The 19,594-nt window shown below is 62.9% G+C and carries 16 protein-coding genes; all 16 read right to left on the bottom strand.

The window, feature by feature from the left end:
- Positions 1 to 98: 98 nt before the first annotated feature.
- Positions 99 to 563 carry a hypothetical protein gene (locus AC1RTP_RS21310; protein ID WP_498610224.1) on the bottom strand — a complete coding sequence of 155 codons (465 nt, stop codon included), beginning with the start codon at positions 561 to 563 and terminating at the stop codon, positions 99 to 101.
- A gap of 10 nt (positions 564 to 573) precedes the next feature.
- A complete protein-coding gene (locus AC1RTP_RS21315) occupies positions 574 to 1,341 on the bottom strand; it encodes a TIGR04255 family protein (protein WP_498610226.1) in 768 nt (255 codons plus the stop codon).
- A gap of 203 nt (positions 1,342 to 1,544) precedes the next feature.
- The gene (locus AC1RTP_RS21320; RefSeq protein WP_498610447.1) at positions 1,545 to 2,168 is read right to left on the bottom strand and encodes a PEP_CTERM-anchored TLD domain-containing protein; all 624 of its coding nucleotides are present in this window, start codon (positions 2,166 to 2,168) and stop codon (positions 1,545 to 1,547) included.
- Between the two features lie 143 nt (positions 2,169 to 2,311).
- Positions 2,312 to 2,704 (bottom strand): RidA family protein, encoded by a 393-nt coding sequence (locus AC1RTP_RS21325; protein WP_498610228.1) that lies wholly within the window; start codon positions 2,702 to 2,704, stop codon positions 2,312 to 2,314.
- Positions 2,705 to 2,714: 10 nt separating this feature from the next.
- A complete protein-coding gene (locus tag AC1RTP_RS21330; RefSeq protein WP_498610229.1) occupies positions 2,715 to 3,875 on the bottom strand; it encodes an acyl-CoA dehydrogenase family protein in 1,161 nt (386 codons plus the stop codon).
- A 1-nt stretch (position 3,876) separates the two neighbouring features.
- Positions 3,877 to 4,731: an enoyl-CoA hydratase family protein gene (locus AC1RTP_RS21335; RefSeq protein ID WP_498610231.1), complete on the bottom strand. Its 855-nt coding sequence runs from the start codon at positions 4,729 to 4,731 to the stop codon at positions 3,877 to 3,879.
- Positions 4,728 to 5,213, bottom strand: coding sequence for a MarR family winged helix-turn-helix transcriptional regulator (locus AC1RTP_RS21340; protein ID WP_498610233.1), 486 nt, complete (start codon positions 5,211 to 5,213; stop codon positions 4,728 to 4,730). Before AC1RTP_RS21340 ends, AC1RTP_RS21335 begins: the two co-directional genes overlap by 4 nt.
- A gap of 13 nt (positions 5,214 to 5,226) precedes the next feature.
- The gene (locus tag AC1RTP_RS21345) at positions 5,227 to 6,066 is read right to left on the bottom strand and encodes an SDR family NAD(P)-dependent oxidoreductase (RefSeq protein WP_498610235.1); all 840 of its coding nucleotides are present in this window, start codon (positions 6,064 to 6,066) and stop codon (positions 5,227 to 5,229) included.
- Between the two features lie 3 nt (positions 6,067 to 6,069).
- Positions 6,070 to 8,448, bottom strand: a complete 2,379-nt coding sequence (locus AC1RTP_RS21350; protein ID WP_498610236.1) for a bifunctional salicylyl-CoA 5-hydroxylase/oxidoreductase — start codon at positions 8,446 to 8,448, stop codon at positions 6,070 to 6,072.
- Positions 8,449 to 8,456: 8 nt separating this feature from the next.
- Positions 8,457 to 10,091, bottom strand: a complete 1,635-nt coding sequence (locus tag AC1RTP_RS21355) for a benzoate-CoA ligase family protein (RefSeq protein WP_498610238.1) — start codon at positions 10,089 to 10,091, stop codon at positions 8,457 to 8,459.
- A 97-nt stretch (positions 10,092 to 10,188) separates the two neighbouring features.
- Positions 10,189 to 10,896 carry a response regulator gene (locus AC1RTP_RS21360; protein ID WP_498610239.1) on the bottom strand — a complete coding sequence of 236 codons (708 nt, stop codon included), beginning with the start codon at positions 10,894 to 10,896 and terminating at the stop codon, positions 10,189 to 10,191.
- A gap of 13 nt (positions 10,897 to 10,909) precedes the next feature.
- Entirely contained in the window at positions 10,910 to 15,088 is a 4,179-nt protein-coding gene (locus tag AC1RTP_RS21365; protein ID WP_498610241.1) for a two-component regulator propeller domain-containing protein, read from the bottom strand.
- Between the two features lie 44 nt (positions 15,089 to 15,132).
- The gene (locus tag AC1RTP_RS21370) at positions 15,133 to 16,302 is read right to left on the bottom strand and encodes a patatin-like phospholipase family protein (protein ID WP_498610243.1); all 1,170 of its coding nucleotides are present in this window, start codon (positions 16,300 to 16,302) and stop codon (positions 15,133 to 15,135) included.
- A gap of 75 nt (positions 16,303 to 16,377) precedes the next feature.
- Positions 16,378 to 18,120: a gamma-glutamyltransferase gene (ggt, locus tag AC1RTP_RS21375; protein WP_498610244.1), complete on the bottom strand. Its 1,743-nt coding sequence runs from the start codon at positions 18,118 to 18,120 to the stop codon at positions 16,378 to 16,380.
- Between the two features lie 132 nt (positions 18,121 to 18,252).
- The gene (locus AC1RTP_RS21380) at positions 18,253 to 19,014 is read right to left on the bottom strand and encodes a 3-hydroxyacyl-CoA dehydrogenase (protein ID WP_498610246.1); all 762 of its coding nucleotides are present in this window, start codon (positions 19,012 to 19,014) and stop codon (positions 18,253 to 18,255) included.
- 62 nt (positions 19,015 to 19,076) lie between these two features.
- Positions 19,077 to 19,553, bottom strand: coding sequence for a hypothetical protein (locus tag AC1RTP_RS21385; RefSeq protein WP_498610248.1), 477 nt, complete (start codon positions 19,551 to 19,553; stop codon positions 19,077 to 19,079).
- Positions 19,554 to 19,594 lie beyond the last annotated feature (41 nt).

Raw genomic sequence — 19,594 nt, forward strand, 5'->3', positions numbered from 1 at the left:
CTCAAACTCAACTCGCAGGAACGGCTTATACGACTTGTAGCTCGCATACTCCCTAGGCGCCTGCGTACGCACATGCCGAGTCTTTGGGTAACTGAATGTCATGCTCGCAAATTAAAGCGGTTCCTTATTTGCGCCAGGCGATCAGATGTTGACTCCGCTTGATCAACGATGTCGCTCAGTACGTCCAATTGTTCTTTATCCACGCTGGGTGACAACACTCGAATTCTCTCGGTCAGCATTTTCAAGCGCACCGAGTTCTCTCGCGACTTCACGCCATTGTGCTGCTGCACAAGGAGAGCAGTTCGATTTCGAAACATGTCGTCAGATACTGGGGCCTGCGAATGTGCTGCAGCCGTCCCTTGATCACGATTCCGCAGTTCTTGCAGAGTAAACGTCCCGTCGCTAACGCGACGAATGAACTCGGCGCCACTTGCAGCGCGACCTGTGTGGTTCGCACCTTCAACGTTTGCTACTTCGGTGGCTTGTCCACGCCCAACGGGTGCAAATGACACCAGATCGGGCTTGGTCGAAGAGTAATCCATTGGTACGTAATCAACAAACATGCGTGCCCCCTTACTTACCGGATGATCCCAAATACTCCATTGCCTTGGCTCCCAAGCTCCAATAGAACAAATCAAACATCCGTGAGTTCAGCTGTTGAACCACGCTTTTTGCGTCTCCAATCGAGACATCTTCACACGAGAAATCAAAGTCGAGCACGTAATCCACTTTGCTATCGTTGACTACAGCCATAGCTGGCTGACCAATAACTGCACCGACACCATGCTGGAATAAGTAGGCACCATTTTCGATTTTGCCAGCAATCCGTTGCGAATATTCGCTCACTAAGCCGAATGTCCCATCGGGAAGACCTCCAATTAGTTTCGGATGGATCCAATCCTCGAGCCTCGCCTCTCGCGGAACAGGCACCGCATTGACGAATCGCAAGCCGACACGCGTGTAAAAATCGCTGTCAATAACGCCTGCTGTTGCTTTGATCAGGCTTTCGAGCCAAACTGCAAAGTTCTCGAAAGATTGGTACTGTTGCATTTCGAGTGTAATCGCAGATGAACGAACAGTGACTTGGCACTCGCCCTTCCGCGACTTAAACATATGAGCATTCGCAGACGCAACACTGCCAGCGTTGATGTTGATTCCGTTTAGGAATTCATAGTGCGGAAAGTCCTTGCGCATTGCTGCTGAGAGCGCATGAGGAGGACGCGCCGCCTCAAGCTCGAACAGGGTTGGGAATCGCAGCTCACAGATCGCATTGCGGACAAAGTTTCTCTTAAAGTGCACCGCCGTACGGCGAGGTACTGCTAAGAACTGTGAAGCTGTCATTGGTAACCCTATAGTTATCAGGCCGTTAGCCAGATTTGTTAAGCGCGGGCAGTGTATCACAGATAATATGCTATTTTGCTACGCTCAGGCACAATATGGCACGACATGGCAAATGCTACGGCCAGCGAATCTTGTGTAGATTGCTGACCCGAACTACGACGCATTTACGACACAATAATATAAGCACTTGATTTTAAACGGAATCAGATTCCAGTCGGGGGGACCACAAGCAAAGTTAGGGGCCAACGCATGAAGCCGATCACGCACAGGCCCGCCACCAGCATCATCCACGTTCCCGCCTCCGGCACCGCGAACACGCGCCACACTTCCATTTCCCCGTAAGTGACATTCGGCACCGAATAGTCACGCCCATCGAGCAGGCTTGAATCGAAGTCGCTGCGCGCGGGGTCAATATAGGAATACATCGACGAGTAGCCGCCGGTCGTCAAATCCCCTCCTACGTACAGTTCGTGGCCGGCGCCGAATACCGGACCGGTCCTGGCGTCGTTCCAGGTCTGGAAGGAACCAACCGTATCCAGCGCGTAAGTACGCGGCGTCTGGCGGTGCACCTGGCGCGAGCTTAGGTTGAACAGGAATCCGGTGCGAAGTTCATCTTCCGTCGTGATATGGAAGGCTCCTGAGGAATCCCAGCTTTGCGGGTTATAGCCGCCGACCTTGAAGGTTTCCCCAAGTTCGGTGGTCGCCTCCATCACGGTAATGGTGCGGCCTTTGCCGTCCACCGCCGCGTGGAAATCCGCTGCGGTTTGTCCGTCGCGCTTTTCATACAAGCGCACCAGTGTGAACGGACCTCCCAGCCAAGTCTTCAGCTAGGCAATGTCCGACGGTGTCAGCAGCGGCGTTGTCGCTTGCGCCGTCGACAGGATCAACAGTAAGAATGCGCCGAGCAGGCGCGGGAGAAGTCTGGCCATGGCATTCACCTCCACGGCCGGAATATAGCACTTCGCTCAATTTACGCGGGCACGACTGCGGTGACTTCGATTTCCACCCTGGCGCGCGGCTCAAGCAGGCCCGCTACCTCGACCGCAGTCATGGCGGGGTAGTGTTTTCCGATCAGCTCACGGTAGATGGCGCCGATGTCTTTGTACGCGCCGATGTATTCGTGCTTGTCCACCACGTACCAGGTCATGCGGGCGATGTGCTCAGGGCCGCCGCCGGCTTCCTTCAATACGGCCAGGATATTTTCAATGGCCTGGCGCACCTGCCCCGCGAAATCGTCGGTCTGGAACTCGCCATTGGCGTCCCAGCCGATCATGCCGCTGATAAAGACTATGCGGCCCGTGGCTGCGATGCCATTCGAATAGCCGCGTGGACGCGCCCAGCCTGGCGGTTGTAATACTTGCATAGAAACTCCTTCAGCCTTCGCGCAGCAGTTCGCGCGCGATGATCAATTGTTGTACTTCGGTGGCGCCCTCATAAATCCGCAGGGCGCGGATTTCTCGGTACAGGCGCTCCACCGGGTGTTCGCTGACCACGCCCATGCCGCCGAACATTTGCACGGCGGCGTCAATCACCTGCTGCGCGGTTTCGGTGGCGGTCATCTTGGCCATCGCGGCTTCTTTCGTGACCTTCTGGCCCTGGTCGCGCTGCCAGGCGGCGCGATAGGTCAGCAGCGCCGAGGAATCGACGCCGGTTGCCATCTGCGCCAGCTTGGCTTGCGTGAGCTGGAAGTCGGCCAGGGTCTGGCCGAACATCCTGCGGCTTTGTGCGTGCGCCAACGCTTCATCCAGCGCGCGGCGGGCGAAGCCCAGCGAGGCCGCGGCGACGGAGGTGCGGAACACGTCCAGCGTGGCCATGGCGACCTTGAAACCCTGCCCTCCTTCACCCAGGCGCTTGCTCGCCGGGATGCGGCAAGCGGTGAACTTCAGGCGTGCCAGCGGGTGCGGGGCGATCACGTTGATGCGCTCGGCGATCTCGAAGCCTGGCGTGTCCTTGTCGACGATGAAGGCGCTGATGCCGCGAGCGCCCGGCTGCTCGCCGCTGCGGGCGAAGACGACGTAGAAGTCGGCGATGCCGCCGTTACTGATCCAGGTCTTTTCGCCATCGAGCACGTAATGATCGCCATCCTGCACGGCGGCGCATTGCATGGCGGCGACATCGGAACCGGCTTGCGGTTCGGACAGTGCAAAGGCGGCAATCGCTTCCCCTTTTGCGACGCGCGGCAGGTAGGCTTGTTTATTGGCCTCGCTGCCGAACAGGCTGATGGCGCCGGAGCCCAGGCCCTGCATGGCGAAGGCGAAATCGGCCAGGCCGTTGTGGCGGGCCAGGGTTTCGCGGATCAGGCAGATGGCGCGGGTGTCGATGGCGTCCAGCGTGCCGCCATATGCGGCGCCGCCGATGGCGCGGCGCAGCCAGCCGGCGTCGCCCAACGCGCGCACCAGGTCGCGGCATTGCGCGTCGGTGTCTCTGCCATGGGCATCGCGTACGTGTTCAGCGGCCCATGCATCCAGTTCTTTTTCGAGTGCGGCGTGACGCGGTTCGAAGAACGGCCAGCCAAGGTAGGATTTGTCGGCCATATCAGTCGCCCTCGAATAATGGTTTCTGTTTCGCGACGAAAGCGTGGTAGGCGCGGTGGAAGTCGTTGGTGGCCATGCAGATGGCTTGCGCCTGTGCTTCGGCTTCGATGGCTTCGTCTACACCCATATTCCATTCCTGCTGCAGCATTTTCTTGGTCATGCCGTGGGCGAAGGTTGGGCCGTCCGCCAGGCCTTGCGCGAAGGCTTGGGCGGCGGCGAGCAGGCTTTCCGGTGCGTGCAGGCTGTTGAAGAAGCCCCAGCGCTCGCCTTCCGTGCCTGACATGGAACGGCCGGTATACAGCAGTTCGGCGGCGCGGCCCTGGCCGATCACGCGTGGCAGCAGCGCGCAGGCGCCCATATCGCAGCCGGCCAGGCCGACGCGGGTGAAAAGGAATGCGGTCTTGCTGCGTTCCGTGCCGAGGCGGATGTCGGAGCCCAATGCCAGCATGGAGCCGGCGCCGGCGCACACGCCGTCAATCGCGGCAATGACGGGCTGCGGGCAGGCGCGCATGGCTTTCACCACGTCGCCGGTCATGCGGGTGAAGGCCAGCAGGCCTGGCATATCGAGCTTGGTGAGCGGGCCGATGATCTCGTGCACGTCGCCGCCGGAGCAGAAGTTTTCGCCAGCGCCGGTGATGACGATCACTTTGACATCGTCGGCGTAGGCCAGTGCGCGGAACAATTCGCGCAGCTCGGCGTAGGAGTCGAAGGTGAGCGGATTCTTGCGCTCCGGTCGGTCCAGGGTGAGCGTGGCGACGCCCTGCTCCACCGTGAACTGGAAGTGTTTGGCCTGGTAGCCGGCGAATTGCGCACGGTTGCCTGGCAGGTTTTGCGCTTCCCCTTGCAGGTATTTCATGGTTTGTCCTTGTCTTCGCGGGCGTAGAGGTGGCCCTTCATTTGCGACAGCAGGTCGATCAGCTGTCCTTTGTCTTCTTGCGAAATGTCTTGCAGCAGTTCGGCGATCCAGTTTTCGTGGACTTCGGCCATTTGCGTGAAGGCCTTGCGACCAGCAGGTGTGAGCTTGACGCTGAAGGCGCGGCCGTCTTTCGGGTCGGGCACGCGCACGACCAGGTTTTCCTGCTCCAGCTGGTCGGTGATGCCTGTGACGTTGCCGCCGGTGACCATCATGCGCTTGGAGAGTTCGCCCATACGCAGGCCTTCTGGGTGACGCTCGAGCTGGGCCATCAGGTCGAAGCGCGGCAGCGTAATGCCGAACTCGGTGCGCAGGCGGCTGCGGATTTCAGTCTCAATCTTTGTGGTGCAGGAGAGCATGCGCAGCCACAGCTTGAGTGATTGATGGTGGTCGTTGGTCAGGCGGCTTTCCAGGTCTAGTTGCATTGTGCTGGTTTCCTTACATGACTTCACCGCCGGCGACGGCGATGGATTGGCCGGTCATTGCGCTTGATTCGGGTTGGCAGAGCCATGCCACAGCGTTGGCGACTTCTTCAACCTGCACCAGCTTCTGCTGGGGGTTGCCTGCAGCCAGTTCAGCGCGCGCTTGCTCTTCACTGCGGCCGGTTTTTTGCATGATGTTGGCGATGGCGTCCTGCACGATGTCGGTTTCGGTGTAGCCGGGACAGACGGCGTTGACCGTGATGTTCTTCGTCGCCAGCTCCAGCGCCAGTGCCTTGGTCAAGCCCACCAAACCGTGTTTGGCGGCGACGTAAGCGCTGACGTATTTATAGCCTTTCAGGCCGGCGGTGGAGGCGATGTTGACGATTCGCCCCCAGCCCTGCTCAAGCATCTGCGGCAGCGCCGCCTGGGTGCAGTGGAAGGCGCCGGTCAGGTTCACGTCGAGCATTTGCTGCCAGAGCTGGCTCGTGGTCTTTGCAAACGGCGCTGGATGCGCCTGGCCTGCGTTGTTCACCAGGATGGCAATTGGTCCGAGCTGCTGCGCGGCCGCCGCAAAAGCCGCGTGCACAGCCGCTTCATCGGTGACGTCAAGCACGCAGACGCCCACCCGCGGCGGTAGCGCAGCAGGGGTCTGACCCTGCGGGTCGGACCCCGGTTTACCGGTTTTCCCGGTCTGCACGGTTTCGGCGCGCATTGCAGCAGCCGCGCGTTCGAGAACGCTGGCGTCGCGCCCGGCAATGGTTACGCTGGCGCCTTGCGCGAGCAGCGCGCGGGCGCAGGCGAGGCCGATGCCGCGTCCTCCGCCCGTAATAAATGCGTGGCGACCTTGCAGTTGCATCGCTCAGCCCTCCAGCAGCTTGGCTGCAACCTGCTGCGGCGACAACCCTGCGCTGGCAGCGGCCAACTGGCGTTCCCGCTCAAGGTTGCGTTCAAGCTGCTGCTTGCCGGCCAGGTACTGTTTCGGCCAGCTCACCGGCGTGTAGCCAAGCTTGGCCGCCTCCGCCAGCGTCCACGCCGGATTGGCGAGGTGCGGGCGGCCAACTGCACACAAGTCCGCGCGGCCGGCAGCAATGATGCCGTTGGCGTGATCGGCTTCAAAAATCGAGCCCACCGCAATAGTCGGAATACCAGCCTCATTCCGCACGCGGTCCGCGAACGGCGTCTGGAACATGCGCCCGAAGATCGGCTTTTCCTGCTTGCTGACTTGCCCCGACGAGCAGTCGATCATGTCCGCCCCTACCTCCTTGAACAGACGCGCAATCTGCACCGCGTCGTCAGGCGTGATGCCGCCTTCGACCCAGTCATGCGCCGAAATGCGCACGCTCATTGGCTTGTGCGACGGCCACACCGCGCGCATGGCCGCGAACACCTGCTGCGGAAAACGGCAGCGGTTTTCCAGCGAGCCGCCATATTCATCGCTGCGATGGTTGGTCAGCGGCGAGATGAACGAAGAAAGCAAATAGCCGTGCGCGCAGTGCAGTTCGATCCAGTCGAAGCGCGCCTCCTCCGCTGCCAGAGTGGCGCGCACAAAGTCGGCCTCGATGCGGCGCAAATCTTCTTCGGTCGCGGCGTGCGCAAGCTGCGAGACACCGTCCAGGTATTGTTGCTGCGACGCGGCCATCAGCGGCCAATTGCCCTTGTCCAGCGGAAGGTCGATGCCATCCCACATTGCGCGCGTCGAGCCCTTGGCGCCGGCATGGCCCAACTGCAGGCCAATCTTTGCATCCGTATTGTGGTGGATGAAATCGACGATACGCTTCCAGGCCATGGTGTGCGCCGGCGCATACATGCCAGGGCAGAACGGGGTGATTCGCGCGTCGGCCGAAACGCAGGTCATCTCGGCCATCACCAGCGAAGCTCCACCCATGGCGCGCGAACCCAGGTGGGCCATGTGCCAGTCGCCGACACAGCCATCGACGGCGCTGTATTGCGCCATTGGCGATACGATGATGCGGTTCTTCAGGACCAGTTCGCGTACCTTGAAGGGCGTGAACATCGGCGGGACCGGCGCACGTCCGGCGGCGGGTATTGGCGCCCCGGACTGGGTGAACGCGCGCTCGGCCAGCCAGCGCTCGAAGCCGGCCACGTAGTCCTTGTCGCGTACCCTCAGGTTTTCATGCGACAGGCGCTGGCTGCGGGTCAGCATCGAGTAGGCAAACTGCGGCGCCTCCATCGCGGTGTAGCGCTGAACATTCTCGAACCATTCCATCGAGTTGCGGGCCGCACTCTGGATCTTCAGCACTTCAACGGCACGCACTTCCTCATAGGCGGCTAGCGCAGGGGCGGGCGCGCCATGCGTGGCAAAACAACGCGCCAGTTCAATCGCATCTTCCAGCGCCAGCTTGGTGCCGGAGCCGATCGAGAAGTGCGCGGTGTGGGCGGCATCCCCCATCAACACCACCGGCGTATCGCCATTCCAGTGCACCCACTTCCGGCAGACGATGCGCGGGAACTTGATCCACACGTTCGATCCGCGCAGGTGGGAAGCGTTGGACATCAGCTTGTGCCCTTCCAGCCTGTCTGCGAACAACTTCTCGCACCAGGCCAGCGCCTCTTCCTGCGACATGTCCTCCAGCCCCGCCGCGCGCCACACCGACTCCGGCGTTTCGATGATGAAGGTCGACGTCTCGCCGTCGTACTGGTAGATGTGGGCCTGGAACCAGCCATGCTCCGTCTGCTGGAAGTCGAAGGTGAAGGCGTCGAACTTCTTGGTCGTACCCAGCCACACAAAGCGGCACTGGCGCGCTTCGATCATCGGCTGGAAGGTCGGCTCATAGCGCGTGCGGACGCGCGAGTTCAGGCCATCGGAAGCGATTACGAGGTCGGCGTTGTAGCGCGCCGCCAGCTCCTGGTCATCCTGCACGTCGGTTTCGAACACCAGCTCCACGCCCAACTCTTCGCAGCGCTGCTGCAGGATGTTCAGCAGGCGCTTGCGGCCGATACCGCAGAATCCGTGGCCGCCGGAGGTGACTTTCCGGCCCTTGAAGAAAACGTCGATATCGTCCCAGTGATTGAAAGCCTGCAGGATTTCGCGCGCAGTCTTTTCATCCGCCGCCACCAGGTTGCCCAGCGTCTGGTCGGAAAACACCACGCCCCAGCCGAAGGTATCGTAAGGCCGGTTGCGCTCCACCACCACGATGCGGTGCGACGGGTCCTGCTTTTTCATCAACAGGGCAAAATACAGGCCGGCCGGACCGCCGCCAATACAGACGATATTCATGCGTTTCCTCAGGTGCTACGGAGTTTGAAGCGTTGCAGCTTGCCGGTTTCGGTGCGCGGCAGCGAAGACAGGAAGCGGATCGAGCGCGGATATTTGTACGGCGCGATCTGCTCTTTGACGAAGTCCTGCAATTGCGCCGCCATTTCAGGCGACGGTTCGGAGCCGGGCTTCAACACAATATGCGCTTCCACAATTTGCCCGCGTTCTTCATCGGGCTTGCCCACCACGCCGCATTCTGCCACGGCCGGATGGCGCAGCAAGGCGTCTTCCACTTCCGGGCCAGCGATGTTGTAGCCGGCCGAAATGATCATGTCGTCCGTGCGCGAACGGTAGAAGAAGTAGCCGTCGGCATCCATCTCGTAGGCGTCACCGGTCAGGTTCCAGCCATTCAGCACGTAGTCGCGCTGGCGCGGATCGTCCATATAGCGGCAGCCGGTCGGGCCCTTCACTGCAAGGCGGCCGACGACGCCGGGACCAACCGCCTGGCCCTTGTTATCGAGCACGCAGGCACGGTAACCGGGAATCGGTTTGCCGGTGGCGCCGGGGCGGATGTCGTCGCCGGCGGCGGAGATGAAGATGTGCAGCATTTCCGTGGCGCCGATGCCGTCGATCATGCGCAGGCCAGTCGCCTGCTGCCATGCCTCGCGCGTGGCCACTGGCAACGCCTCCCCTGCCGATACGGACTTCTTCAGGCTGGAGAGGTCATGCTGGTTGGCTTGCACGGCCATCTGGCGGTAAAACGTCGGTGCGGTGAAGCAGATCGTGGCGCGGTACTTTTCAATCGCCTGCAGCAGCGTATCCGGCGTCAGCTTTTCCAGCAGCACGGCAGCGGCGCCAACCCGCAGCGGGAATAGCAGCAGGCCACCGAGGCCGAAGGTAAAGGCCAGCGGCGGCGTTCCAATGAACAGGTCGTCGGCGCTGGACTTGAGGATGTGACGCGGGAAGCAGTCGCAAATAGCCAGCACGTCGCGATGGAAGTGCATGGTGCCTTTCGGGACGCCCGTGGTGCCGGAGGTGAAGCTGATCAGGCAAATATCGTCGGCCGCCGTGTCGCAAGCGGCTGCATTCGAAGGCTGCGACGCCATCAGCGCATCAAGGGATCGGTCCGTAGCGGCGGCATCAGCCGGAACATTGAACCAGAAGGTGCGGTCAGGGCGATTCGGCGCCGCCTCGATTTCTTCGCGCAGCGCGTGCGCGCACAGTACCGCCTGTACCTGCGCCTTCTGCATGATGACGCCCAGTTCGCGCGCGCGCAGCAGCGGCATGGTCGGCACGGCGATCAGGCCTGCCTTCAGCACCGCCAGCACGGCGGCGGCCATCATTGGATGATTGGCGCCACGCAGCAGCACGCGGTTGCCGGGCACCAGTCCCATAGACCCACGCAGCACATTGACGATGCGGTCCACCTGCTGCTGCAGTTCGGCGTAAGTCCAGCTGATGCCGTCGCCGCGCAGCGCCAGGCGCTCGCCGCGGCCTTCTGCCACCGCCTTGTCGAGGATTTCGCCAACGCAGTTCAGGCGCGCCGGATACTGCAATTCAGGAAGGTCGAATACCAGGTCCGGCCATTGATCGAATGGCGGAAGGTGCTGGCGCGCGAACTGGTCGAGATGCGCGCTCTGCTCTGCTGCAGTGGGTCTGTTCATGATCGCCTGGGTAAGGTGTTGAAGTCAGCCTGCTTAGTCAAGTGCAGACTACTTTAAACCTAAAATATATTATCCACAAGGCTAAAACAACAACACCCTACCCCTGTCGCACCAGCGAGGATTGGTGCAGCACCGCCCGGATCACGTCGGTCAGCGCCGCTTGCACCGCCTCGTTACTGGCATGGCCGCCCATCAAAGGCTTCAACGCATCGGCCGCGCCGCGCAGTCCCAGCGTGGTGCAGCCGGTGTACAGGCGCTCAAGGCGCACGCCGGCCTCCGCCTGTTCGTTGCGGGACAGCAGTGCATCGAGTTCAGTGCTGGCCGCCGTCAGCTGGTTCTGGAAACCGGCCAGGTAGACCAGCAGGCGGTCGGCGCCAATCCCCAGCCGCGCCAGGGTGGCGGACGGCTCCTCCGCAAGGTGTTCGTAGCCGTTGGCCGCCTGGTCGAGGAAGGCGCCAAGGTGGGCCCGCACCTGGTCGGACTGGAACGGTTTGACGATATAGCCGGTGGCGCCAGCCTGCGTGGCTTGCTGCACCGTGTCCTTGTCGGTGGCGGACGACACCAGCACGAAGGGCTCCTGCGCCAGGTCGTCATGCGCGCGCACGCGCTGCAGCAACTCCAGGCCCGACAGGCGCGGCATGCGCAGGTCGCAGAAAATGATCCCCGGGCGCAGGCCGCCTTCCAGCTGCTGCCAGGCGTCGGCGCCGTCTTCCGCTTCGATGATTTCGAACTTGCCGCAACCATCGATCAGGTGCATCAGCACCATGCGCGAGACTACATCGTCGTCGACTACCAATACTTTCATCTTCTCTCCGGTTTTAATAGCGCGTTGGTGAAACAACGTGGTCCAACAGTACCCGCAAACGCGGAAGCTTGTCGCGGATCGCCTGCCACATGGCGCGGTCGGCTGCTTTTTCCAGTTCCCCGCACAGTGCTTGCAATTCCGCTTCTTCCAGATAGGCGGCGCTGCCCTTCATGCCGTGGAACAGGCGGCCCGCCGCATCGGCATCGGCAGCGGCCAGCGCCTGGTCCATTTCACGCAGGCGCTCCGGCAGGTCGGCGATGAAGGCGTCGCGCAGGCGCAGCTTGAGGGCTTGTCCCGACTGGGCCGACATCGGTTCCGGCGGCGCCTCGTCGACTACGCCGAACATGGCGTCCAGGTCCGCCACCGAAGGGCGCGACTCCACCGGCCCGCGCATGCGCGGCAGCTTTTTCCCGCGAGCCAGCTGGCGCTCGATGGCGCGCTCCACTTGCGTGTGCAAGGCGCCTTCGTCGATAGGCTTGGTCAGGAAGTCGTCCATGCCGGACGCCAGGTAGCGGCTGCGGTCTTCGTCGCTGGCGTTGGCGGTCACCGCCACGATCATCAGGTAAGGGTCCAGCACCGGCGCTTCGCGCGGCCCCCCGGAGCGGATCAGGCGCGTGGCGGTAGCGCCATCCATTTCCGGCATGCGGCCGTCCATCAGCACCAGGTCGTAGCGCTGCTGGGCGCAGGCGGCCAGCGCCAGCACGCCATTGCCGGCAATATCAACCTTGTGTCCCATATCTTCCAGCATCATGCGGATGATGATCTGGTTGGTCGGGAAGTCCTCCGCGCACAGTACGCGCAACTGGTGCGTGTGCGGTTCGCGCGCCACATGCGGCGCCAGCGGCGGCGCCACGCCGTCGCGCAGCGGGATGGTAAAGGCGAAGGTGGAGCCGGCGCCGGGCGCGCTGACCACTTCAATCGCACCGCCCATCAATTCCACAAGCTGGCTGCTGATCGCCAGGCCAAGGCCGGTGCCGCCGTAGCGGCGCGTTGTCGTGGTGTCGCCCTGTTCGAATTTCTGGAACAGGCGCGGCAAGGCATCGGGCGGGATGCCGATCCCGGTGTCTTCCACGATGAAGCGGATATGGTGTCCTTCCGGCCCGCTGCTCTCACATTCCACACGCAGCGAGACCTTGCCGCGCTCCGTGAACTTGAAGGCGTTGCCGACCAGGTTGACCAGCACCTGGCGCAGGCGGGTCGGGTCGCCCTTCACGAAGTCCGGCAAGTCTTCGGCGAAATCGACTTCGAAGCCCACCGTGTTGGTCATGGTCTGCTCGGCGAACAGGCTGACCACATTTTCCACCAGGCTGGCCAGCGCAAAGTCGACCGATTCGATCTTCAGCTTGCCCGCTTCGATCTTCGAGAAATCGAGCAGGTCGTTAATGATGGCGAGCAGCGACTGTGCATTGCCCTGACCGCGCTCGATCTGATCGCGCGTACGTTCAGCCAGCGCATGGTCGCGCAATGCAAAGCCCAGCATGCCGATCACGCCGGCCAGCGGGGTACGCATTTCGTGGCTCATATTGGCCAGGAATTCGGACTTCTGCCGTGTTGCATCTTCCGCGCGCTGTTTGGCCTGCGACAGGTGCTTGTCGCGCTGTTCCAGCTCGCGCTTTTGCTCCAGCAGCAGCTGGTTCTTCAACTCCACTTCGGCGGTGCGCAAGCCGACCTGCTGCTCCAGGCGCTGCTGCTGGCGGCGCAGCACGCGCACGCGCATGTGGTAAGCCGCCCAGGCGCCGCCCAGCAAGGTCGCAAGCATCATCAGGCGGAACCACCAGGTTTTCCAGAACGGCGGCGCAATGGTGATCGACAGCGAGGCGGCATTATCGCTCCAGATGCCGTCCTTATTGGCCGCCTTGACGCGGAACTGGTAAGTGCCGGGATCAAGGTTGGTATAGGTGGCGAAACGCTTGCCGGCGTCGGTCACCACCCAGTCCTTGTCGAAGCCCACCAACTGGTAGGCGAAGCGGTTGCGCTGCGGCGCGGCGTAATGCAGCGCCGCGAATTCCAGCGAGAACACGGAGTCGCCCTCGCGCAGCGACAAGGCGCTGGTGTATTCAATCGCCTGTTGCAGTACGCCCCTGTTGACGCCAGCCTGCCCCGGGCGTACCGGCTTATTGAAGATCTGGAAGTCGGTAATGACTGCCGTCGGCGCCGCGCTGTTCTCGCGCACTTCCTTCGGATCGAATGCAGTGATGCCGTTGAAACCGCCGAAGTAAAGGGTGCCGTCAGCCGCGCGCAAGGCGGAGCCGTCGAAATAGGCGCCTTCGATGGTGCCGTCCACGCCGGAATAATTGCGCACCTGGCCGTTGCCCATGTCCAGGCGAGATATGCCGGTATTGGTCGACAGCCACAAGTACTTGCCATTGTCCGGCAGGATGCCGGCGATGGCGTCGTCGGCCAAGCCGTCCTTGCGTAGGAAGCGGCGGAAATGCAGGCTGCCGTCGGCGCGGCGCTCCATCCGGTTCAGGCCCGACGCGGTGCCGACCCACAGCGTGTCGTTCTCATCCTCGAACAGGTAATGCACCTCGTTGTGGCTCAAGCTTCCCTGGTCGTTCGGATTGTTGCGGTAATGCGTGAAGCGGCCGCTCTTGCGGTCCAGCAGGTCAAGGCCGTTGAAGGTACCTACCCACAGGTTGCCGCGCCGGTCTTCCAGCACCGGACGCACTACGCTGTCGGCCAGGCTGTTGATGTCGGCCGGGTCATGGCGGTAGGTTTGCACGTTGCTGCTGACTGGGTCGATGCGGTGCAGGCCGGTGCGGGTGGAAGCCCAGATCATGCCTTCGCGGTCGCCGTAGAGGTAGCGGACCACGTCGTTTTCCGGATCGCCATGCGACAGGATCAGCGGCCCAAAACGGCGCGCCTTGATGTCGAAGCGGCGCACGCCGTAACGGCCGCCCACCCACAGCAGGTTGCGGTCGCGCGGGTCCTGCATCAGGGCCGTAATCTCGGACTCAAGCCTGTCGCTGCCGGTTCCCGGACGGTACAGGTCCGTCTTGCCGGCCACCGGGTCGAAGTAATTCAGGCCGTCGCTATTGCCGACCCAAATCTTGCCGTCGCCGGCGTCGACCAGCGCTCGGACCTTGTTATCGGACAGCGTGGAAGGCTGGCCGGGATCCTTGACCAGGCGCGAGAAACCGCCGCTGCCCAGGTCGACCCGGCTCACGCCCCGATACCAGGTGCCCACCCACAGCGTGCCTACGTTATCGCGGTACAGCGAGTAGACGTAATTGTCCGCCACGCTGTGCGGGTCGCCCTGCTGGTGGCGGTATTGCACGAAGCGGTCGTCTTCCGGGCGCCAGCGGAACATGCCGCTGGTCTGGCTGCCAACCCACAGCGAGCCGTCCTGGTCCTGGTAAATCTTCTTGATCGTCCCTTGCGGCAGGCCTTGCGCCGCGCCAAGCATGCGGCGCTGCGGGTATTTGCCGTCCAGCGACCAGCGCTCGATGCCATTCTGCGTGCCGACCCAAAGCACCTGGTCGCGGTCCACCAGCAAGGACTGGGCGCCGCGTGCACCGGCCGCCAGCAGCGGGTAATGGACGAAGTTGCGCGAACCAGGTTCCAGCATGTCGATACCGACCGAAGTCGCAATCCACACCCTGCCCTGTTTGTCGCGCGCGAGGGCGTTGACCTGGTCGTGCCCCAGGCTGCCGGAGTTGCCGCGCTCGTGGTGGTAAATTTCGAAATTGCCGGTGGCGGGATCGAAATGCTGCAAACCGTCGGCGGTGCCTATCCACAGGCCGTCGTGGCCGTCGTCGATGATGGCCTTGATATGGCGGTTGCCGCTGCCGCGCTTTTCCGGTTCGCGCGGCAGGTAGTGCAGGAAGGCTTGCGAGCGCGGGTCGAACAGGTCAAGGCCGCCGTCGGTGCCGACCCACATGCGGCCGCGAGGATCGATGTGCAGCACGCCGACCCAGTTTTCCGACAGGCTGCGCGCATCGCCCACGATATTACGGTAGACGGTGACTTTGTAGCCGTCAAAGCGGCTCAGGCCGGCCTGGCTGCCAAACCACATGAAGCCCTGGCGATCCTGCACAATCGACAGCACCGATTCCTGCGCCAGGCCATCGTCCACGTCCAGCTGCTCGAAACGCAGGGTGCGCGGCGGCGCCGCCAGCGCCGGCAAGGCGAGCGTGCAAGCCAGAGCCAGTGCGGCCAGGCGGGGTAGCAGGCGTGGTTTTGTTCCGGCCACGGGTTCAGGAATAGCAAAAAGCTGCCATTTTACTATTCGCCGGATCAGGACTCGAAAAACGCCAGGACGTCGGCGCGCCGGGCCTGGGTGTCGCGCTGGCCGAGGCGGATCAGCTCCTGGGTGTAGCTGGACTCGAACAGCAGGTAGGACGCCAGCGCCGCACCGCGCGCCTCGGTCGCTCCAATCCCGGACAGCATGGTGCGGATCGGCGCCGGCAGGCTGCTGATATGGCGCGCCGCCAAATCGTCCAGCCGTTCGGACGGCGCGATCACCAGCAGCTCCACCGGTTTCAGCGGGGTCTGGGCCAGCAGCTCCTCCGGCAGCATGGACAAGGTCTTGTTGACGCGGTTCAGTCGCTCGATATCAACCGCCAGGCCATCCAGGAAGATGGAGGACATGGCGTGGCCGGCGATCTGCGCCAGGCTTGGGTAGCGCGGCGTCTCCGTCATCGTGCGCGGCGGCTCGGTCAGGCGCCCCGCGCCGACCACCAGCACTTTTTGCGCGCCGAGGTGGATCGCGGGCGAAATCGGCGCCAGCTGGCGCATCGAGCCGTCGCCGCAGTATTCCAGGTGGCCGCCCATGTACAACGGGGTGGCCGGGAAGATGAAGGGAATGGCGGACGAAGCCAGCAAGTGCTCGACGCCGATCTGGTCCTGCATCGCCACACGCTGCATACGGATCCACGGCGCGATCTCGGCGGCGGTCTGGTAGAAGGTGATGTGCTGGCCGCCGGTGTAGGACGAAGCGGTGACGGCCACCGCGTGCAGCAAGCCCTCCTGCAAGCAGTTGTCCAGGCGCGGCAAGTCCAGCATGCGGTGCAGCAGGTTCACCAGCGGAGTGTTATCGAGCAGCGACTGCGGCGGCGCCGCGCGCCATTTGCGCAGCAGCCAGCCGAAGGACAGCAGCGAGAGCCAGCGAGCGCCGGAACGCAGCACGCCCAGCGAGTCGGAGCGGTAGACCTGGTTCGCTTCGAAATTGCTCCACACATCGAGCAGCTTTTGCACGCCCTCGCCGAAGTTGTCGGCACGGCAGGCCAAGGCGGTGGCGTTGATTGCGCCGGCCGAGGTGCCGCAGATGATCTGGAATGGATTACGCGCCGGCGGCCAACCCTCTTCCCACAGGATTTCGGAGATCGCCTGCAAAACACCTATCTGGTAAGCCGCCCGGGCGCCACCGCCCGTCAGGATCAAGCCCGTTTTCTTTTTCATGCCCATTTATCAAGGGTAACATGCCGGCCGCGGAGCGGGAATGGCTGCGGCCTGCCCGCGCCCCGCCCTGTCGCGCCCTTGTCACTCGCCGCGCACGACGCCTTCACGGCGCGGGTCGGCGCCGCCAAACCAGCCCATCGGCGTGCGCTGCAAGCCTTGCAAGCCGGAGTTCAGTTCCACCTGGCGCACCTCGTGGCCGCGTGCTTTCAGCTGCTCCACCAGGGCGGCAGACACCTTGCCCGCTTCCAGTTCGGTCGGGCCATTGCGGCTGCCGAAGTTCGGCAGGCTGATAGCCTGCTGCACATTAAGTTTCCAGTCCAGCGCGCCGACCAGCACCTTGGACACGTAGTTGATGATGGTGGAGCCGCCCGGCGAACCGGTGGCCAGCACCAGCTGCTTCGTTTGTTTGTCGAACACCAGGGTCGGCGCCATCGAGCTGCGTGGACGCTTGCCCGGCTGCACGCGGTTGGCGATCGGACCATTTTCGTCCACCGAATCCCAGGAAAAGTCGGTCAGCTGGTTATTCAGCAGGAAGCCGTCAACCATCTGGCGCGAGCCGAAGGCGTCTTCCACCGAAGTGGTCATGGAGATGGCGTTGCCATTGGCGTCCACCACCACCAGGTGCGAGGTGGATGGCTTGTCCAGCGCCGTGTCGTCGCCCCAGGCGACCTTCACTTCGGCCGGCACGCCGGCGCGGGCGCGGCCCATCGATTTGTCACCGATCAGGGTAGCGCGCTGGCGCAGGTAGGACTTGTCCAGCAAGCCGCTGGAGCCCTTGCCCGGCAGCGGCACGAAATCGGTATCGGCCACATATCGGTTGCGGTCCGCGTACGCCAGGCGCTCCGCTTCCGTCATCAAGTGGATGGCATCGGCGGTCAGAACGCCATTGACCGGCGCGTAGTCGCCGATCTTGCTGGTTTCGAGGATGCCGAGGATCTGCGCAATCGCAATGCCACCGGACGATGGCGGAGGCATGCCGCATACCATGTAAGCGCGGTAGTCGGAGCATACGGGCTCGCGTTCCCTGGCCTTGTAGCCGCCGATGTCCGCAGCCGTCAGGCCGCCTGGATTGGTCGGGTGGCCCTGCACTTTGGCGGCGATGTCGCGAGCGATGTGGCCACGGTAGAAGGCGTCAGCGCCCTCCGCTGCGATTTCGCGCAGGGTCTTGGCGAGCGCTGGATTCTTCAGGATATGACCGACAGGCCAGGCTTTCTTGTCCTTGTCGAAGAAGTAGGCGGCGGCGACCGGGTCGCGCTGCAGGTAACGTTCATTCGACAGCAAGGCGTTCAGGCGCGGGCTGACGGCGAAGCCCTCTTCCGCCAGCTTGATGGCCGGTGCGAACAGCTTGGGCCAGGCCAGCTTGCCGTATTCCTTGTGCGCCATCTCCAGCATGCGCAGCACGCCGGGCGCGCCGACGGAACGGCCGCCAACCACGCCTTCAGCGCGCGACAAGGGCTTGCCGTTGGCATCCTGGAACAAGGTTTCGGTCGCAGTGGCGGGCGCGGTTTCGCGGCCGTCGAAGGAGCGGACTTTCTTGCCATCCCAATGCATCATGAAGGCGCCGCCGCCGATGCCGGACGATTGCGGCTCGACCAGGGTCAGGACCAGTTGGGTGGCGATGGCTGCGTCAATGGCGGAACCGCCTTGTTTCAGCATTTGGTAGCCGGCTTCCGTTGCGAGAGGATTGGCAGCGGCGACCATGAATTTTTGCGCGGACCAGCCGGCTTTCTCCTGCCAGCCAGTGGCAATTTCAGGAGCGCGGTTGTCTTGGGCGTGGAGCGGGAGGGTGCAGAGCAGGACTGCGGCTAGGGCGATGGCTTTCATTGGTGCATGCTACACCAAAACCGGTAAACCAGTGTCTGACCCGCAGGGTCAGACACTTGGCCTGCTGCAGCCGCGTATCGGTGTCTGACCCTGCGGGTCGGACGGGGCGGCCACCCGACCGGGGCACCGGTTTTACTTAGGCTGCATACGAATCGCGCCATCCAGGCGAATCGTCTCACCATTCAGCATGGTATTTTCAATAATAGCCTTCGCCAGCGAAGCGTATTCGAACGGCTTGCCAAGGCGTGGCGGGAACGGAACCATCTTGCCCAGCGCATCCTGCACTTCTTGCGGCATGCCCAGCAGCATCGGGGTTTCAAAAATACCCGGCGCAATGGTCATCACGCGAACGCCGGAGCGCGACAGGTCGCGCGCCATCGGCAGGGTCATGCCAGCCACGCCGGCCTTGGACGCGCCGTAAGCCGCCTGGCCGATCTGGCCGTCAAACGCCGCCACGGAAGCGGTATTGATGATCACACCGCGCTCGCCCCACTCGGCCGCTTCGGTCTTGCCCATGGCATCAGCCGCCAGACGGCACATATTGAAGGTGCCGACCAGGTTGATGTTGATGGTGCGTGCGAAGGAATCCAGCGGGTGCGGACCATCCTTGCCAACGGTCTTGATCGCAGGCGCCACGCCGGCGCAGTTGACCAGGCCACGCAGGGTACCCATGGCGGTAGCCGCAGCCACCACGGCCAAACCGTCCGCTTCCGAAGTCACGTCGCATTTGACGAATTTGGCTGCGCCCAGTTCAGCCGCCAGCTTTTCACCGGCTTCCGCCTGCACGTCCGCCAGCACGACTTTACCGCCGTTTTCGACGATCATGCGCGCGGTCGCCGCGCCCAGGCCCGACGCGCCGCCGGTAATGATGAATACTTGATCCTTGATTTGCATAGTTTTCTCCCCTATTCACTTTACGTTACGTAAACGTCAATCGAGGCGTATTGTACGCGAAATCACTGGCAAGTCATCCATCCGGCGTTGGTCGAACACACTCTTCCGCTCGGGCTGACGACTTGCCCAGGCGGGCCGTGGTAATAGGTGCCGCTGGCGTCGCGGCAACCGCCCGCATCGCACATCACGGGCGTGGGAACGCTGGGTCCCGGCAAAGTTGCGCCCACCGCAGGCGGGGTTGGAACGCCAGCTCTTGGCAATTGTGCAATTGCCGTCGGGGCGGAAGAAGGATCACGTTTGGTGAGGATCGGCGCCCAGGTCAGCGCCGGATCTGGCGCAGGTGCGATGCGCGGGGTCGGAACCACATTCAGCGGCACTGGACGCCGCGGCATCACTTTTCGGGCCGGCGCGGTGCGGCAAGGCTCCTGCGCCAGGCGCTGGCCATCAGCGCTCAACCGGCACTCCGGCAGCTTGCGGTACTCGTCAGTGGGAAGGGATGTGGCGCCGGAGGCCAGCGCCAGCAGGATGAGCAGATGCATGATTTCCTCCACAGCGTAAGACCATCATACGCCGCGGAGGA

Source organism: Pseudoduganella sp. GW821-FHT11H04 (genome assembly GCF_058807935.1).

Excerpts from the sequence above, each read along its gene's own strand:
- AC1RTP_RS21360 (WP_498610239.1), bottom strand. The coding sequence starts at position 10,896 with ATGAAAGTATTGGTAGTCGACGACGATGTAGTCTCGCGCATGGTGCTG.
- AC1RTP_RS21355 (WP_498610238.1), bottom strand. The coding sequence starts at position 10,091 with ATGAACAGACCCACTGCAGCAGAGCAGAGCGCGCATCTCGACCAGTTC.
- AC1RTP_RS21385 (WP_498610248.1), bottom strand. The coding sequence starts at position 19,553 with ATGCATCTGCTCATCCTGCTGGCGCTGGCCTCCGGCGCCACATCCCTT.
- AC1RTP_RS21325 (WP_498610228.1), bottom strand. The coding sequence starts at position 2,704 with ATGCAAGTATTACAACCGCCAGGCTGGGCGCGTCCACGCGGCTATTCG.
- AC1RTP_RS21350 (WP_498610236.1), bottom strand. The coding sequence starts at position 8,448 with ATGAATATCGTCTGTATTGGCGGCGGTCCGGCCGGCCTGTATTTTGCC.
- ggt (WP_498610244.1), bottom strand. The coding sequence starts at position 18,120 with ATGAAAGCCATCGCCCTAGCCGCAGTCCTGCTCTGCACCCTCCCGCTC.
- AC1RTP_RS21370 (WP_498610243.1), bottom strand. The coding sequence starts at position 16,302 with ATGGGCATGAAAAAGAAAACGGGCTTGATCCTGACGGGCGGTGGCGCC.
- AC1RTP_RS21380 (WP_498610246.1), bottom strand. The coding sequence starts at position 19,014 with ATGCAAATCAAGGATCAAGTATTCATCATTACCGGCGGCGCGTCGGGC.
- AC1RTP_RS21310 (WP_498610224.1), bottom strand. The coding sequence starts at position 563 with ATGTTTGTTGATTACGTACCAATGGATTACTCTTCGACCAAGCCCGAT.
- AC1RTP_RS21345 (WP_498610235.1), bottom strand. The coding sequence starts at position 6,066 with ATGCAACTGCAAGGTCGCCACGCATTTATTACGGGCGGAGGACGCGGC.
- AC1RTP_RS21340 (WP_498610233.1), bottom strand. The coding sequence starts at position 5,213 with ATGCAACTAGACCTGGAAAGCCGCCTGACCAACGACCACCATCAATCA.
- AC1RTP_RS21315 (WP_498610226.1), bottom strand. The coding sequence starts at position 1,341 with ATGACAGCTTCACAGTTCTTAGCAGTACCTCGCCGTACGGCGGTGCAC.
- AC1RTP_RS21330 (WP_498610229.1), bottom strand. The coding sequence starts at position 3,875 with ATGGCCGACAAATCCTACCTTGGCTGGCCGTTCTTCGAACCGCGTCAC.
- AC1RTP_RS21335 (WP_498610231.1), bottom strand. The coding sequence starts at position 4,731 with ATGAAATACCTGCAAGGGGAAGCGCAAAACCTGCCAGGCAACCGTGCG.